Raw genomic sequence first — 15,693 nt, 5'->3', positions numbered from 1 at the left:
GCGCTCACGCTCCGCGTGAGCGCTGGCGGGTGGCTGCGCCACCCGCTCACCCCTCCTGCTGCGCAGGAGGGGTGACGGTCCGTCCGCTGCGCTCCCGGACCGGCGGGACTTCGTCCCGCTACCAGGCTTTCGCTTCGCTCCAGCCTGGTCGGCGGGTCCGCTGCGCTCCCCCGCCTGACGGTCCTTCCGGCTGCGCCTCCAGCACCTTGGGGCCCGCTGTCGCGGGCCGGGCTGGCTACGAGGCAGGGTGGCCGGGGTGGGGGCCGCCAGGGTGGCAAGACTGGTCGGGAATCGCACCCACTGTGAGGGAACGGGCTCATGTGCTTCAAAATCTGATGCGGATAGATTCTGGGAAAGACGATGACTCCCGGTACGGGATCTCCGTACCGCTGTCAACCGGTCAAGTGGAGCCGCGTGTCTCCGGTCGGCGTCCAGCGACACGCGGCCACCGTAGAGAGTAGGTCTGAGGAGACCGTGTCTGGTACCTCCCGCACAGGTGAACCCGGGAGCGTCGCACAACTGCAGCAGGCAGGCTTCTTGAGACAGCGTCAAGTTCATCCGACTGCTGAAGGCCCAGGTGGGTTATGGAATTGGCCTTCTGCCATTCCATAACCCTGCGTTCCTCCGGCACGAAAAGACGGGCGGAGACGGTTTGTGCTCCGGCACTGGGGTCTAGGTTGAGGGTCCGTCATGCGTCGTTTTTCCGGTGCAGGGTTCGGGGGGAATCTCCGATTCCCTTAAAGCCGAGGGGACTTGTATTGCATTCCGTGGAGAAAGGTAAATCACGGAATACGAGGGAAGGGTAATAGGGCCCCTCCGGGGCCCGATCGCCCGTTCAGGGGTGGAGGGTTGGGCTGCCTCCGGCAGACCGCTGTGCGGTCCGGGCGCGCCAGCGCCCGAGCGCGGAGGCCCCGCCGACGCGCAACCTGAAACCCCCGGCCCCGATCCCCGAGGCCGCCGCGCCGCCCTAGCCCGCCCCACACCTTTCTTCTCATTAGGGCAGGGAGAGCGGCAGCAGAGGGGATGTCTGCTCCCCCGACCACGTGTAAGAGGCCCCCTGACCTGGGGTGTTGGAAAGGCCGGCCGCTGGTCGAGGGCAGGGGATGACGCAGGAGACGGCGCAGGAGTTTGCGCGTGAGGTGGTGCAACACATCAAGTGTGCTGTATTATGGAACATGTCGGAAGGGGTGGCCCCCTAATCGGCACCGCCGAACGTTCGTCAACAGAAAGGCGTAAGCGTGGAAATCGTCATCAGCGGAGGCAAGGTGTCTCCCAGCACGGACGAGATCACGACCCCTCAGGCCGCGAAAGCCCGCCGGATCGCCAATTTCCTCCCGCGCCCGGAACTTCTCCGTGACGCAGTCATCGAGCACAACCAGGACGACAACACCACATCAATTCGGTTCGAGACCACGGCCGGTCCCATCCGAATCCTTCTGCCGGTCGCTCAGGGGTTTGAGTTCCACATCATCCACGACAGCGAAACCGGGCCCCGCATTCTCGGAACGTTCCGAGGAGCATCCCTTTCGGTGCGAGCCATCGCATTCCGCATCAGTGAATTTCTGCGGACGCGCGGACTGAAGTAGGAGGCAATTCCGGGGGGCCCGGTTTGCCGGGGCCCCCGGACAGTCCCAGCACCTACACCAACCGGAGGGAAAGTCACTGTGCGCATGACGAGCATTGAGCCCGCCCACCGCTCCGTTCCGGCGACCGAGGGTGAGCGAGAGCAGATGGAGGCCGCTTTCCGGGCGGCACTGGAACAGCTCCCCGAGAACACCGGTTTCCCGCACGACGTGCGCGAGGTGGCCCGGGCCCTGTTCGAGGTGGGATGGATCTCTGGCGTACGGGCCGGGCACACCGGGCCGGCGCTGGCCGACGTGCCGTTGCCGCCCCACACGTTCGGTACGGCCCTGTCCAACCTGTCCGCCACCATGCACGCGGACAGTGGCCCCAGCATCGGGCAGTTGGTCAGCTACCACGGGTCGCAGGAGTGCTGCCACGGCCGCTATTGGGTGACGCGCATTGAGCGCGAGCTGGACCGCCGAGGACGAGAGTCCGTGCTCTACCGCCTCAGCGAGTACAGGAACGGCGCATTCGTCACCGCACTGACCGGAGTCCACACGTGGAGCGTCACGGCACTGCCGCAGCACTGGCAGCGGTAGGCCCACACAGAAGGGAACTGATCATGAGTCAGAGGATCGCCAAGCAGCTCAAGACCCACCCCCGCGCCCATGTGGTCAAGGAAGAGGGCCGCGACCGGACCGGTACCATGCGCTACCGCGCAGAGGTCAAGTACCTCGCAGTGGGTGACACGCTCGCAGGCTTCGGCAAGGTTCTGGAGTGGTCGGAGACTGACGCGGTCGACGGGTGGCGGATGTTTCGGATGGTCACCGAGCACCCGCAGTACTACCCGGTCGAGACCAACGTGTTCCACGTGCCGGAGTACCTCTACTACGGCGTCACCGCCCTTGCCGAGCAGGAAGAGTGACCTGACTGGGCATAAGCCGCCGCAGTCGTAACCGCAGGTCAGCAGGCCGCCCCGGGGGTGGGGCGCACCAGGGATTTAATCGGTTGCCCCACCCCCGGAGTTAGGTATTATGGAACCAGTTCGGAAGGGTTGGCCCCCTACCGGACACGCCGAAAGTTCGTCACCAGAAGGGAAGCCCCAAGTGGCCCACGAAATCGAGCAGTTCACCGACGGCACCGCCGCTTTCGCGTCCGCCAACACGAGCGCCTGGCACAAGCTCGGAGTCGTCACCGACGGCGCGATGACCGCCGAGGAGGCCATGCGCATCGCGTCTCTGTCCGGCTGGAACGTGCGACTCCTCCCCCTGACCGCGACCGAGATCACGGCCGAGGGAACCACGCCGCTGGAGGTACCGCAGCACTTCGCGACCGCGCGCACGCACCCGAAGACCGGCCGCACGCAGACGCTCGGAGTGGTCGGCAGCGACTACCACCCCGTGCAGAACGAGGAACACGCCGAGTTCCTCAACCTTCTGGCCGACGAGTCCGGCGCGCACTTCGAGACCGCCGGATCGCTCAAGGACGGCCGTCAGGTGTTCCTGACCATGAAGATGCCGCAGGGTCTCACGATCGGCGGGAACGACGATGTGGATCTGTACATCGCAGCGTTCAACAGCCACGACGGAGGCAGCGCGTTCCGCATCGTGGTGACGCCGGTCCGGGTGGTGTGCGCGAACACCATGCGCGCAGCCATCCACGGGGCCCGGTCCTCGTTCGTCGTGCGGCACACCGCCGGAGCCAAGGCCCGCATCGCGCAGGCCCGTTCCGCCCTAGGTCTGACGTTCCGGTACGCCGAGGAGTTCGAGCAGGCCGCACAGCGCATGATCGAAGCCGAGATGACGCTCAGCGAGCTGAAGTCGGTGGTGGACGAGCTGTGGCCGGTCAAGGACAGCGACCACGCCCGCGCCAAGACCAACCAGCGCCAGCGGTGGGGGGCAATCTCGAACCTGTTCGAGCACGCCGACACCCAGGCCGGTATCCGGGGCACGCGGTGGGCCGGATACAACGCGCTCACCGAGTACGCCAACCACGTCGCCCCGACCCGGGGCAAGACCGACGCCGAGAAGGCGGACGCCCGCGCCGAGCGGGTCATCAGCGGAGCGGCGAACGACCTGATGGAGAAGGCATTCGCCCTCACCACGGTCTGACCCCCTGACCGCCGGGTGGGCACCCCAACTCCCCCACGGGGGTGCCCACCCGGCCCCACCGGCCAGTAGTGGCCGCACCCGCCCCGAGCGCGGAGCGCTCACCCCCGCATCAGGAGCGCGGAGCGCTGCCCGCAGGCCCCTGCCGCGTAGCGGCAGCGCGTCGCGTCTGCGGAGCAGGCCGCGCGCCAAGAACACGTCCGTCTCCCTCCCTGCGCCCAGGCCGCGCCGGCGAACGCCCAGCAGCTCGACACCCACCGCCCACCCACCGCCCCACGGAAGGCCATCCATGCCCATCCCGAAGTGGACGATCAAAGGCATCGTCGACGACTACGACACGTGCGGTTGCTGCGGCCGCCGCGGACTCAGGCGCACCGTCGCGCTGATGCCGCTGGACGCCGACGGGAACGAGGACGGCACCGCCGAAGACGTCGTGTACTACGGCACGTCGTGCGCCGCCTCCGCGCTGAGCTGGACGCAGGGCAAGGTTACCGACACCGCGCGCGCCGCCCAGGCCGAGCGGGACCAGCGCGACGCCTATGCCCGCCGGATGATCAGCATCTACGCCCCGGTGGAGTTCGCCCCCGTCCGCGACAAGGCCCGCGTCTACTACGGCCGCAACCAGCACCAGCGGGACACGGGCGTGAAGGCAACCGAGGAAGTGGCGAAACTGCTGGCTGAGGCCCGCGCCACGCTGGCCGACACCACCACTGGCCCGGCCCGCCCGTCGCGGATCGAGGACTTCCGCCGCTACCTCGTGCTCTTCACCAGCGACGAGCGGATCCACCTCGTTCAGCGCGTGCCGGAGGAGGAGGCCGAGCGCCAGGAGCAGGCCGCCGCCGCCCAGCGCCGCGCGGACCAGATCCGGGGCAGCGTCCTGGTCGTGGCCGCGCTGGACGCCGAGTCCGCGCGCGACGTCGCGTACGCCGACGAACTGACCCGCGAGTGGAACACGAAGGCCTGGCAGGCCACCCATTGCCCGTACTTCGTGGTCGGCCAGTGGAAGGGCGGCGACGACGTCGACATCTGGCACGTCGAGGAGGCCCCCACCGATCCGGGCGAACTGTCCGACCTGTGCGAGCAGCACACCGTCGAGATCGCCTACGCCCCCAGCCCGGAAGCCGCAGCCGAGCAGGTCCGCCGGGAGGCGAACGAGACCAGCGAGCGCATCCACCGCGAGCTCACCCGCCCGTAGGCAGATACGGCGCTCCCCGGGGTGGCCTACCGCCAGGCCGCCCCGGCCCCGCCCCTGATCACGAGGAGAGACGACCCGTGGCAACGTTCGCGCACGCCACCCCGGAACGCTGCGCCCAGCTCGGCCGCGCCCTCACCGCCGCCGGCCTTGGCTGGAGCGATAACAGCCGCCAGGACGACCCGCAGTTCCTCACCTACACCGTGACCGACCCGCACGGCCGCACGTGGCAGGTCAGCCCGAGGCGAAGGGAGGCCCCCATGTTCCCCGACCCCGAACCCGACGTACACGCCCACCTCGACGCTGACCCGCGCTGCATCTGCACGCTCCTGCGCTGCGGCGGCTCCGTCCTAGCCCCCGGCTGCCCCACGCACGGGATGACCTCGGGGCGCACCTTCACCTGGCACTTCGCCGACCGGTGCCCCCACCGCTGACGCGACCGCTCCGGGAGATCCCGCACACGAAAGGACCGCCGCCGTGCCCCAGGCAGACACCCCGCTGGACACCGCAGACCTGTCCACGCTCGCCGACCGCCAGCAGGCCCGGTTCACCACCGGGCACGGCCCGGTGTCCGTGCGCAGGTACGCCCGCTCCTCGGACTTCGTACGGGGGACTTCGTACGGGCCGCTGTGCGCGCCCGCAACGGCCGGGACCGCGCCGCGCTGCTGACCCTGCGCCCCGAGGCCTACCCGCTCGCCCCGGCCTGGCTGGCTGCCATCGCCGAGGCCGCGCCGGAGACGGCCGACCACCGGCACCCGTCCGCCGCCATGTCCTCGGTCCGGCTGCTCGCGAAGATGACGCCGGATCACCGCAACGGCATTCCGACGGGTCCGTCGGCTGGAGTATGCCCGGTGTGTCCGCGCGTGTCTGGCCGGACGGTCGGATCGAGTTGCGCAGCACCACCGGCGCGGAGCTCGCCGGCCCACTGGAGGGCTCCGACTGGGATCACTGGAAGGTGGCCGCCGTGGCGGACGCAGGCCTGCGTCTGCTGTGCGCCCCCGAGGCCCGCCACCTGACCCGCACCGGCCAGCCGTCCGGATGGCACCGGCCGTTCGACCGAAGCGATTCCGCCGGGCTGGGGCGCGAGCGCAAGGGCGGCCAGATGTACGACGGCTCCACCGTGCGTCCTGCTCCTGCGGCTGGAGGGTGACGGCCGAATCGCAGCTGGGCGCTCGCGCGCTCGCCGAACAGCACCGCCGCGAAGGCACCAGCGGCGAACCCTCGTAACCGCCGACACCCCGCCTACGCAGTGTGCTTACAGCGCCCCGTCCCGAAGGAGAAAGAGGCTCCGTCATGCCCCGATCCGTATCGCCCCAGCCGCCCGCGCCGGCCCCCGCGGCTGATGATGACCGCAGGTGCGTCGACTGCGGCCTGCCCTGCACCGAGCAGGTGACATCCCTCCCCCGCATCGGGGGAGGAACGCGCGCTGTGTACGCCTGCTCCGTACACGCGGCCCGTCGCCGCCGGAGCCCCTGACCTGCACATTTAAGGGTAGAGCAGCGCCGAGAAATTCAGTTACCCCACCCTCCAAAGGCAGTATTATGGAACATGTCGAGAGGGTGGCTCTCTCCCGGCGCCGCTGAACGTCCGTCAACCCAGCACAAGGAGGCCAGACATGGCCACAGCCACCACCGCCGACCAGACGGCCGAATCCGTCCCGGTCGACACCGACGAGGAGAACCTGACCGTCGTCCTGCTCGACCCGGACGCGATCGTGCGCGACGAGTTCAACGCCCGCGAGCACGACACCGAGCCCGACGCCGACCTGATCAACTCCGTCAAGGCCGTCGGTGTCCAGGACCCGGTCAGCGTCCGCCCCCGCCCGGACGGCACGTACGGCGCGTTCAAGGGCTGGCGGCGCGCCCAGGCCGCGCAGATCACCAACGCCACCGCCGAGGCGGAAGGCCACGCCAAGCGGCAGATCAAGGCGTACGTCCGCGCCGACCTGGTCGGCCGGGACGCCTGGACGCAGTTCCTGTCCCTGATCGAGAACCACCAGCGCCAGGGCATGTCCCCCAAGGACACCCTGAAGGCCGCCGAACTGTCGCTGATCGGGATGGACGAGGTCGAGCAGAAGAAGGCCGCGCGCGCCCTGGGCCTCAAGCGCGGCACGGGCAAGCGGCTCGGCCGGGCCCAGCAGCTCGACGACGCCACCCTGCGCCGGGCCTCTGCCGGGGGAATGGACCTCGAACAGATCGCCCAGCTCGCCGAGGTCGAGGACGTGCCCCGCGCCCAGGACCGCCTCCTCAAGGCGCTGGCCCGCGACGAGGCGGAGCAGGGCGGCGGGCGCGGCCACTGGGACCAGGAACTCGCGCTGCTCAAGGCCGAACAGGACGACCGCACCGCCCGCAAGGAGGCCGTCGCGGCACTGGAGAAGGCGGATATCCCCCTGCTGCCCACACAACTGGCGTACGGGGAGAAGGACACCGCTCACCCGCTGTCGGAGCTGACCACGCCGCTGGGCAGGCCACTGGAGGAGGACAACCACAAGGGATGCCCCGGCCACAGCGCCCGGCTCGACGACGAGAACCGGCCGGTCTGGTACTGCGCCGACCCGGCCGAGTACGGCCACAAGGTGCGCCCGAAGCCGAAGCCGACCAAGACGGCCGAGGACGAGGAGAAGGCCGCTGAGCGGGCCCGCACCACCGCGTGCAACCGGGCCTGGAAGGCCGCCGCCGGGCCCCGCAAGGAGTTCGTCACCCGGCTGGTGCGCGGCAGCAAGGCCCTTCCGGAGGATGCCTGGCGGTTCGCCCTCGGGGTGCTGCTGGACCTACCCTCCTTCTACGGCAAGTGGGCGCAGCGGCAGGAGGCCGAGGACGTGGCCCGCTTCCTGGGCGTGAAGCTGCCCGAGAGCCCGTTCGAGGGCGTGCGGCTGTCGGATCTGGTCACCCTGTCCAAAGCCCGCACGGCGCATGTGCTGTTCGCGCACGTCGCCGCCGCCTTCGAGCGCGACATGCGCGAGCCGAAGGGCTGGAACGACGCCCGCATGCAGGTCCGCTTCCTGTGGGAGGACCCCACCCCCCAGCAAGCCGCCTACCTGCTGCTCCTGGAAAAGCTCGGCCAGGACGACAAGGGCAGCTACCGGCTGTCCGAGGTCGAGGAGCAGGCCGTCGCCGCACACCGGGGCGACGACGGCGAACCCGCCGCCTGACCTTCCCGCCATGCCTCACACGCACGACGCGGCCGGGCACCGACGGTGCCCGGGCCCCGGATCACACTCGCTCAAACCCCCATGGAGTCCGCCATGCCCAACTCCGGCCCTGCGGAGCCCACGCCGCCGGAAGACGGGGAAGACCAGGGAGACCAGCCGCTCACCCTCGACGTGCTGCGCCAGCTCGTCGGCAACGAATGGGCCAGCGTGCCGGGCGAAACCCTGGTCGTGCTCTCCCGTGACACCGAGGGCAACCTCTACTCGCCGTTCAGCACGTACGCGCACGGCCGCTACTCCCCCGTCTACGACCTGACCGGCGAGGTCTACCCGCTGGAGAGCGAGCTCGCGGCAGCCGCCGAGCTGCGCGAGCTGTTCCCGAAGATCCCGGCCAACGCCCGCGCCGCCCTGGTGCTCTACCCGCTCGGCTGACCGCCGTGCACCCGGCGAGCACCGCATCAGCCGGTGCCCGCCCCCGGCCCGCCTTCAGGCACCGGTTCCCGCCGGGCGTGACAGATGCCCGGCCCATCCCACGCAACAGGAAGGGGACACTCCCATGCCCACCCTTGCCGAGGTCCGCGCCTTCATCCGCGAACTGCCCGACGTCGTGTCCGTGGCCGTCGTCCAGGAGGCAGCCACGGGCCGGCTGCTCCAGCTGGACGCCGACCAGCGCCCGGTCATCACGCCCGGCCGCACCGGGCGGATCACCGCCACGATCCGCCCGGCCTGCCTGCGCCTGCTGACCGGCACCGTCCAGCAGCCCAACCGCACGGGCACCCGCTTCGACTTCCTGCTGGACGAGGCCTCCACCAAGCGGTTGCGCCTGGACCCGAACAACGGCACCCGGTTCCGCATCGCCAAGGACGAGAAGCGCTACCGGCTCGCGAAGGTCCCGGCCTCCTGCATCGAGCTCACCGACACCCCGGCCGACTCCTAGACCGCTCCGGAGATTCGGGGGCAGCGCACGAGCGCTGCCCCCGGCCCCGGCCCCTCCGTCCCGTCCTCACCCGCAACTCCCGGGAAGGGAGCGTGACCTCGATGAGCCGCGCGATCCCCGTGCGCTGCCTCGCCCGGCCGCTGGCCGGCGGACTGGTCGTGCCGTACGTATCGCTGATCCACAACGGGCACGCCGTATTCGGCAGCCTCGACGCCGACCGGGCCCGGCATGCCTTCCTTCAGCGCCTGTGCCAGATCTGCTCCCAGCCCCTTGAAGAGCGGTTCTTCGCCATCGTCCGCCCTGCCGACCAGCAGCAGGGCTACTCCCCCGAACCCGCGCTCCACCCGGAGTGCCAGCCCTATACCGCGGCGAACTGCCCGATGCTCAACGGCACCGCCAGCCACTACCGCTCCCGGCCGGTACTCGCCTCCCATCCTGCGGCCCGCCCCTGCCCGGACCCGTCGTGCCCGTGCCCTGAGCTGACTCCGGACGAGGGGCATTCCGCCCGCAGCGGACGGCCCGCTGACCGGTACGAGGCATGGATGATCGCTGCCCGGCACTACGTGCTGGTGTTCCGCCAGGACGCGCCCGACGTCCCGGTCGGGATCAGCCTGGACGTGCCCATCCTGCGCAAGCGCGTCCTGCGTGAGGCCGTTCTGCCCGCCGACCACGCCGCCCTGCTCGACCTGCTGCGCGCCGCCCTGGGACTGGAACAGCCCCAGCCCGTACGTCCGGGCCCAGACCGGTACGCCGCCCCCATCTGCGTGAAACCCGAAGGAGAGTTGGATGCCCACCGCGTACCCCGTGACCCTGCCGCCCGTTCCCGTCGACCCGGAGACCGCCTGGCACGCCCAGCGCATCAGCGACACGGTCTTCGAGCGGCCGGACGAGGGGTGGCCCTCCGCCACGACCCGGTTCGCGATCGACGCCTCCAGCCCGGCTGAGGCGGAATTGCGTGTCCTGGCGTGGATCAACCACAGCTACGAGGACGACCTCCGCCAGGCGACGGCCACGGCCGAGCACCAGGCCGGCCCCCACCAGTGGCACGTCAGCCTGCGCATTCTCGGGGAGTTCTGAGCCCGAGGCAGGCGTGCCCTGCACCGCCCCGCCACCCACTGATCAGAGAGAGGAACCACCGTGACCACCCCCGAGCCGAAGACCTCTGTCGACCGGAACATTCCCGTGGGAAAGGCCGTCATCGCGCTGCACCAGCAGCTGACCGATCTGGAGGAGCGCACGGACGAGTGGCCCGGCGCGGACGTCGTTGACATCCTCAGCGACTGGCTGGAGCAGTTCGATTTCACCGCCCCGGCACCGGCCGTCGCGCACATTGCGCCGCGTCCGCCGGGGCAGGCCTGGGTGCTGCGCCGCTGGGACCGGCATGAAGACGGCATCGACCTGTTCACCGACGAGGACTTGGCGCTGGCCGAGCTAGCCCGGTACGTGCGTGGAAGCTGGGAGAACCTCCTGGGCGACGACGACGTCCCCGACACTCCGCCCACCGGCGACCGCACGGCCGTGGGCCTCTACTACGGGCCGGACCGCGACAACCGCCCGGGCGAGGGCTACTCGCTGTACGCCGACACCGTCAGCGGGCGAGGCCGCCCACGGATCGTGCCGCTCGCCTTCCAGTTCCCCGACGCCGCCGACTGCGAGCGTGCCAACCGCGCTGCCGTCTTCCACGCAGGAACCCACGGCGGTCTTCCCTGTCTGGAGGTCGACGGCGTCCTGGTCTTCGCCTACCTCGACGCCCAGGCCGGCGCCGTTCGGGTGTCCGTCCACCTCGACAGCGCCCCGGACCACCTCGTGAGGCCCGATGACACGGTGCCGCTGCGGGTCAAGGTCGAGGACACGATCGTGCTCGATGACAGCAACGCGGAAGGCGCACCCGGGCCGCCACTGCTGGACGTGCTGCTGAGCGCGGCCGACGCCGTACGGATTCAGAGGGAGCCCATCCTCGCTGCGGCTCTGGCCGCCGGCGTCCTGTGGCGCTGCCCGGCCTGCCAGTGGGACAACCCGGCTGCGGCAACCTGCTGCGAGGGGCCCGGGCCCTGCCGAGCCCCCCAACCCTCCTCAGGAGTTGAGGCGGGGCTGGAGCTGCGCGAGCCGTAGGCCGAAGCCGGCCTCGACGGGGCGGGTGCCTCCATGGTGGAAAAAGGGGATGACACCCGTCTATATAGGTATTATGGAACTGGCTTGGGTGGCTCCCGGGCACCGCCAGACCGTTCGTCGCATCGAGGAGTACCTCCATGAGCGGAGAGACCACCGCTGTCATCCGCGGCCGCGTGTTCGGGACCGTGCAGCTGCGCCACACCGAACGCGGCACACCCGCCGCCCGGTTCACCGTGATGCAGGTCCCCCGCGAGTACGACCGCACCCGAGGACAGTGGCGCGACGGCGAGCCGATCCCGGTCATCTGCACCGTCACCGGGCCGCTCGCCCAGCACGCCGCCGAGTGCCTCACCGACACCGTGCACGTGATCGCCACCGGGAACCTGGCCCTGCGCGACAACCTGCTCCACCTCGACTCCGCCCAGGTCGGCGTGGACCTCGCCCACCACGTCGCCTACATCGACGACACCCTGCCCGCCGTCCTCGCCGGACGCGCCCCCGCCCCGGCACCGCGTGCTACCGCTGTTCCCGAGCCCGCTCCCCGAGCCGAACACCGCCCGGCCACAGCTCCCGCCGCCCCGGCCGCCGACTGGTGGCAATCGCCCCCGCGCCGCTCCTGGGACGCGGTCACCGCGCCCAGCCGCACCGGCCGCTGACCACGCCACACGATCCCGCACCGCCCATCGCGGCACCGGCATGCCCGCCGGCCGCCGCCCTCTCACGGAGGTACGCCGTGCCCAGCACCGCCCTGTCCGAGCGCGCCGCCCGCGCCGCGCTCGCCGCCCACTTCCCGCCCCACCAGGTCGCCGCTCATCTCGCCCATCACAGTGCCGAGGAGGTCTGGCAGTACGGCGTCGACCACGACGCCAGCGGCCGCCTGGCCCAGTACAAGCCGCATGAGGAACTCGCCAACGCCCAGCTGACGTGCCAGTTCGTCATCCCGTCGGACGACGTGTGGCCCGCCGCCCTGGCCGACCTCGGCCCCGACTGCCCGCTCGGTCTGTGGGTGCGCGGACACGAACAGCTGCCCCAGCTGACCGCCCGCGCCGTGGCCGTGACCGGTAACCGGGCCGCCACCGCCGAGGCCCTCACCCGGACGAAGGCATTCGCCACCGCCGTCGCCGAGGCCGGGCACACGGTCACCTCCACCCTCGCCTACGGCGTCGACGCCACCGCCCACCGGGCCGCCGCCCAGGCCGGACACGCGACGCTCGCCGTCCTGCCGCGCGGCCTGGACCGCGCCCACCCGCACGACCACGCCCAACTGCTGAGCTCCATCCCCACCAGCGGCGGCGCGGTGGTCAGCCTGTTCCCGCCTGGCACCCCGGCCAGCGGAGCAACCCTGCGGGCCAGCGCCGCCCTGCTCGCGGCGCTCGTGCGGGCCGTGGTTCTCATCGAGGCCCTGGACCACGCCGAGGCGGCGATGCACACCGCGGAAACCGCCGCCGACCTGAACCGGCCCGTGCTCGTCCCGCCCCCCACCAGCGACGTGCGCGCCGACGGCAACGTCCGCCTGCTCGCCGAGCAGCGCGCCGTCCTGGTCCCCGACCCCGCGCACGCGCTCGCCGAACTGCGCTGACCAGCCAACCGCCCGTCCGTGCCCGGCCGTCCGGCCGGGCACGGCCACCGGAAGGAGTGACGGAGGCCATGACCCGCACCGCGTACACGCCGTCGCTGCCCGGCCTGAGCACCACCGACGACCTGGACACCGTCACCAACTGGGGGCTGGGCGCCGACTCGACCGCCTACCTCGCCCGGATGCTCACCGACCCCGACGCACACAGCATCGACCTGAAGCGCACCGCCGTCCTGTACATGGCCACCGGCAGCAAGTGGCCAGAGACCCGGCTCCTGGTACGGGCCGCCATGCGGGCCGGACTTCTGGCCTGTATGACGACCCCGGCCCAGGGCAACGTGATCCCGACCGGCTGCCTGTACGCCTGCGACAACGGCAAGTTCGGCAAGGGCTGGCCCGGCGCCGAGGCCTGGTTCGCCTGGCTCAAGGCGAACCTCGACCGCTACGGCCCAGACCGCTGCCTGTGGGCGGTCGCCCCCAACGTCCCGATGGACGCCACGGCGACCCTGACCGAGTCGCTGCCCTGGCTGCAGCAGATTCGCTCCCTGGGCATCCCGGCCACCTTCGCCGCCCAGGACGGCAGCGAGCACGGCCTCATCCCCTGGGACTTGATCGACGTGCTGTTCCTGGCTGGCAGCACCGAGTGGAAGACCTCACCGGCCGCCCACCGCCTGGCCCTTGAGGCCCGCGAGCGCGGCCTGGACGTCCACATGCGCCGCGTCAACTCTCGCCGGCCGCTGCGTATCGCGCAGGCCTTCGGCTGCACCAGCGCCGACGGCACCTACTCGGCCCCGACACCAACCTCCCCCACCTCCCCGCCTGGATGAACGAACTCCACAATCAACAAACGACGCCCACTGGCCGCCCCGCTCAGGACCCGCGAGACGCCCTACCTCTTCCCCGGCCTCCGACCCGACCAGCCCATGACCTCCAACACTCTCCAGAGACGACTGACTCGCCTGGGCATCCCCAGCACCAGCAAGGCCCGCAACGGGGCCTGGCTCGCCATGGTCGGCGCCGTCCACTGGAAGATGCTCGCCGATCTCCTCGGTCTCTCCGACGGCACAGCCCACAACTGGCACAAGCTCAACGGAGCAGACCGCGCCAGCTACGTCGCCAGCCGACTCAAAGCCTCTCAAACACCCACCGAACCCGAGTAGACACCAGCACCACTGCACTTGACGGCCTACTGATCGCTTCGGGCATTGTCGGGTGGCAGGTGAGTCGGCAGATCAATGAACGAGCTTCAGGGCAGACCATGCACGCGCCGGTGCAGCGCATACGTGAGGGTCAGAGGCGGGGTGGGCACTTCTGCCGCGTCGCACAGGTCATGGGTGCGCAGCGGTGCTGCGGCGTATGCCCTTCTCAGGGCGCCGGCCAACGCGGCCGGGTAGCGCAGGGCGCACCGGTGGACCAGTAGGACGCGGTTGCGCATCTCCCAGGGACTGGGCGGGCGCCGCCACAGGTAGATGGCGGCAACGTCGGAGGTCAGCTCCGCGTACTCGGCGAAGCGCGTAGCCAGCTCGTCCACATCAGGCCTGGGCAGCGTGAGGTGCCGAGAGACCACCGTCGTTGCTGACAGTCCCCTCCTGCTGAACGTGGCCCGCATATTCGCGGGCGCGTACATGCGAGGGCCCAGATTGTTCGCCAGCAGCCCGCCCTGGTCGCGGTGCCGGGCCTTCCAGCGCCCCACGCGACCCGGCTGAGGTGGGACGGTGTCGATGACGCCGTCCCACCAGGACATCAGTATCGGGTCATAACGGTCGCTCCACGTCTGTGCGTCTCGTTCTTGTGGTGCGGCCGGGCCCGGCTCGTCAGGGGCGAGGTTGCGGGCGATGCTGATCTGCCCAGCAGTAGCGATGTTCAATTGCTGAGGCCGCTGAGGCCACGGGTCGTCACGGTCGAGAAGGCTTTTTCGCAGCGCCCTGAAGATGCTGTCCATCGTCAGCAGTCCCGGGGCTCCGGGAATTCCGTTCTCCAGCAGCCTGATCAGTTCGCCGGAGAAGGCGCTGTACGGGCCGTCGGGCGGACACCAACTTTTGTCGCTGCCTGACGTGGATGTCAGGAGGTAGGTCCCTTCAACACCGAGGAAACGGCTGGCGTACGTCGTGTCCGGGACCCTTCGCAGGCCAAGACCGCTGTGACAGCAGTCCAGGATTACGACACGTCGGCGGGCGCGGCTCGGAGTGTACGTTCCGTCTCTGGTCAGCAATGCGGTCCCGAGCTCGTCGAACCGTAGCCATGTATCCAGGCGGTCGGGGTCCGATGAGGGAAGGGCCAAGTGCAGCTCCTCCGTGTCAGGGCTCAGGTGTCCGTGCCCGGCGTAGTAGAAGAGCAGAGTGTCCGTCGCGCTGGCGACCGCCTTGTGAATGGAGTCGAACACCGCATCACGGGTCTTCGGCAGGAAACACCGCTCCGGGGGCAGGCCCCACACCTTCGGGTCAGCAAAGAGTTCCTTCATCCGCCGCACGCTGCGTGCGAGGCCAGGGAGATCGCCTGAGTCGTGGGTGAAGGCGTAGTCATAGTCACCGACAAACACGGCCATGGACTTCATTGGATCCGAGAGGTCCACGTTCAGCACGCGTCATCCGACCCTTCTGCGTCGTCATCGCCTGAGGTGTCATCGTCCGAAGGATCGAGCCTCAGAGCGTTCAGCAACCGGATCGCTTCCTCGGTTTCCTCCGGTGTGCCCTCAGAGAGCGTCACCGTGACTCCCTGACACTCGATGGTCACCGGCGGTGCGCCTTCACGCTGGCGGCGCCAGCTGGCGATCGCCACGACCAACGAAGCGAAGCTGAATGCAGTTTGAGCGACGACGTTGATCTCTTCCAGAGAGAGCCCTGGCTGGGCACCGACCCGGGTGCTGCGAGGAAACGACACCTCGGCTGATGAGATCACTTCGGGACTGCGGACGAGCCACCTTCGGAGGGAAAGAGATCCCTGCGCGACGTTGTGGACTTCACCCTGGACTGCCAGCCGTATGTCCATGCTTCCCCCCGAGAGCACCGGCCAATACCCCGTACATCAGACACGTACCAGCGGAGCGTAGGGCTTTCA

20 protein-coding genes are annotated in these 15,693 nt (G+C 70.0%); 18 read left to right on the top strand and 2 right to left on the bottom strand.

Going from position 1 to position 15,693, the window contains the following annotated elements; genetic code table 11:
- The first annotated feature begins 1,238 nt into the window (after positions 1–1,238).
- The 18 genes from ACIGYR_RS36240 to ACIGYR_RS36155 all read left to right on the top strand — a co-directional run bounded on the left by ACIGYR_RS36240 (position 1,239) and on the right by ACIGYR_RS36155 (position 13,796).
- Complete coding sequence (locus ACIGYR_RS36240; RefSeq protein ID WP_399608962.1) at positions 1,239–1,586, top strand: hypothetical protein; 348 nt, start codon at positions 1,239–1,241, stop codon at positions 1,584–1,586.
- An 84-nt stretch (positions 1,587–1,670) separates the two neighbouring features.
- Positions 1,671–2,162: a hypothetical protein gene (locus ACIGYR_RS36235; RefSeq protein WP_399608965.1), complete on the top strand. Its 492-nt coding sequence runs from the start codon at positions 1,671–1,673 to the stop codon at positions 2,160–2,162.
- Between the two features lie 23 nt (positions 2,163–2,185).
- The gene (locus ACIGYR_RS36230) at positions 2,186–2,488 is read left to right on the top strand and encodes a hypothetical protein (protein WP_399608968.1); all 303 of its coding nucleotides are present in this window, start codon (positions 2,186–2,188) and stop codon (positions 2,486–2,488) included.
- 181 nt (positions 2,489–2,669) lie between these two features.
- Positions 2,670–3,674, top strand: a complete 1,005-nt coding sequence (locus ACIGYR_RS36225; RefSeq protein WP_399608971.1) for a DUF932 domain-containing protein — start codon at positions 2,670–2,672, stop codon at positions 3,672–3,674.
- A 286-nt stretch (positions 3,675–3,960) separates the two neighbouring features.
- Complete coding sequence (locus tag ACIGYR_RS36220) at positions 3,961–4,866, top strand: hypothetical protein (protein WP_399608973.1); 906 nt, start codon at positions 3,961–3,963, stop codon at positions 4,864–4,866.
- Between the two features lie 77 nt (positions 4,867–4,943).
- The gene (locus ACIGYR_RS36215) at positions 4,944–5,297 is read left to right on the top strand and encodes a hypothetical protein (protein ID WP_399608974.1); all 354 of its coding nucleotides are present in this window, start codon (positions 4,944–4,946) and stop codon (positions 5,295–5,297) included.
- 43 nt (positions 5,298–5,340) lie between these two features.
- A complete protein-coding gene (locus ACIGYR_RS36210) occupies positions 5,341–5,532 on the top strand; it encodes a hypothetical protein (protein ID WP_399608976.1) in 192 nt (63 codons plus the stop codon).
- Between the two features lie 184 nt (positions 5,533–5,716).
- Positions 5,717–6,013 (top strand): hypothetical protein, encoded by a 297-nt coding sequence (locus tag ACIGYR_RS36205; RefSeq protein ID WP_399608978.1) that lies wholly within the window; start codon positions 5,717–5,719, stop codon positions 6,011–6,013.
- A 465-nt stretch (positions 6,014–6,478) separates the two neighbouring features.
- On the top strand, positions 6,479–8,014 hold the full coding sequence (locus ACIGYR_RS36200) for a ParB/RepB/Spo0J family partition protein (protein WP_399608979.1): 1,536 nt from the start codon (positions 6,479–6,481) through the stop codon (positions 8,012–8,014).
- Between the two features lie 93 nt (positions 8,015–8,107).
- Positions 8,108–8,443, top strand: coding sequence for a hypothetical protein (locus ACIGYR_RS36195; RefSeq protein WP_399608980.1), 336 nt, complete (start codon positions 8,108–8,110; stop codon positions 8,441–8,443).
- A 124-nt stretch (positions 8,444–8,567) separates the two neighbouring features.
- Positions 8,568–8,948 (top strand): hypothetical protein, encoded by a 381-nt coding sequence (locus ACIGYR_RS36190; protein WP_399608982.1) that lies wholly within the window; start codon positions 8,568–8,570, stop codon positions 8,946–8,948.
- Between the two features lie 101 nt (positions 8,949–9,049).
- A complete protein-coding gene (locus tag ACIGYR_RS36185) occupies positions 9,050–9,892 on the top strand; it encodes a cell envelope biogenesis protein OmpA (RefSeq protein ID WP_399608983.1) in 843 nt (280 codons plus the stop codon).
- Positions 9,893–9,899: 7 nt separating this feature from the next.
- The gene (locus ACIGYR_RS36180) at positions 9,900–10,025 is read left to right on the top strand and encodes a hypothetical protein (protein ID WP_399608985.1); all 126 of its coding nucleotides are present in this window, start codon (positions 9,900–9,902) and stop codon (positions 10,023–10,025) included.
- Between the two features lie 60 nt (positions 10,026–10,085).
- Entirely contained in the window at positions 10,086–11,060 is a 975-nt protein-coding gene (locus ACIGYR_RS36175) for a hypothetical protein (protein ID WP_399608986.1), read from the top strand.
- Positions 11,061–11,197: 137 nt separating this feature from the next.
- On the top strand, positions 11,198–11,716 hold the full coding sequence (locus tag ACIGYR_RS36170) for a single-stranded DNA-binding protein (protein WP_399608987.1): 519 nt from the start codon (positions 11,198–11,200) through the stop codon (positions 11,714–11,716).
- A 77-nt stretch (positions 11,717–11,793) separates the two neighbouring features.
- Complete coding sequence (locus ACIGYR_RS36165; protein WP_400014412.1) at positions 11,794–12,639, top strand: DNA-processing protein DprA; 846 nt, start codon at positions 11,794–11,796, stop codon at positions 12,637–12,639.
- Between the two features lie 68 nt (positions 12,640–12,707).
- A complete protein-coding gene (locus tag ACIGYR_RS36160) occupies positions 12,708–13,463 on the top strand; it encodes a hypothetical protein (RefSeq protein ID WP_399608991.1) in 756 nt (251 codons plus the stop codon).
- A 96-nt stretch (positions 13,464–13,559) separates the two neighbouring features.
- On the top strand, positions 13,560–13,796 hold the full coding sequence (locus tag ACIGYR_RS36155) for a hypothetical protein (protein WP_399608993.1): 237 nt from the start codon (positions 13,560–13,562) through the stop codon (positions 13,794–13,796).
- 86 nt (positions 13,797–13,882) lie between these two features.
- Here ACIGYR_RS36155 and ACIGYR_RS36150 read toward each other — a convergent pair whose 3' ends face one another.
- Together ACIGYR_RS36150 and ACIGYR_RS36145 are read right to left on the bottom strand one after the other, a co-directional pair.
- The gene (locus ACIGYR_RS36150) at positions 13,883–15,217 is read right to left on the bottom strand and encodes a caspase domain-containing protein (protein ID WP_399608994.1); all 1,335 of its coding nucleotides are present in this window, start codon (positions 15,215–15,217) and stop codon (positions 13,883–13,885) included.
- A complete protein-coding gene (locus tag ACIGYR_RS36145) occupies positions 15,211–15,624 on the bottom strand; it encodes a hypothetical protein (RefSeq protein ID WP_399608996.1) in 414 nt (137 codons plus the stop codon). Before ACIGYR_RS36145 ends, ACIGYR_RS36150 begins: the two co-directional genes overlap by 7 nt.
- Positions 15,625–15,693: the final 69 nt, after the last annotated feature.

Origin of the sequence: Streptomyces sp. NPDC053076, from assembly GCF_044546845.1 — a bacterium.
Taxonomy (GTDB): domain Bacteria; phylum Actinomycetota; class Actinomycetes; order Streptomycetales; family Streptomycetaceae; genus Streptomyces.
The sequence above is the reverse complement of the archived record's forward strand: the minus strand, read 5'-3'. Positions and strand labels throughout refer to the sequence as shown.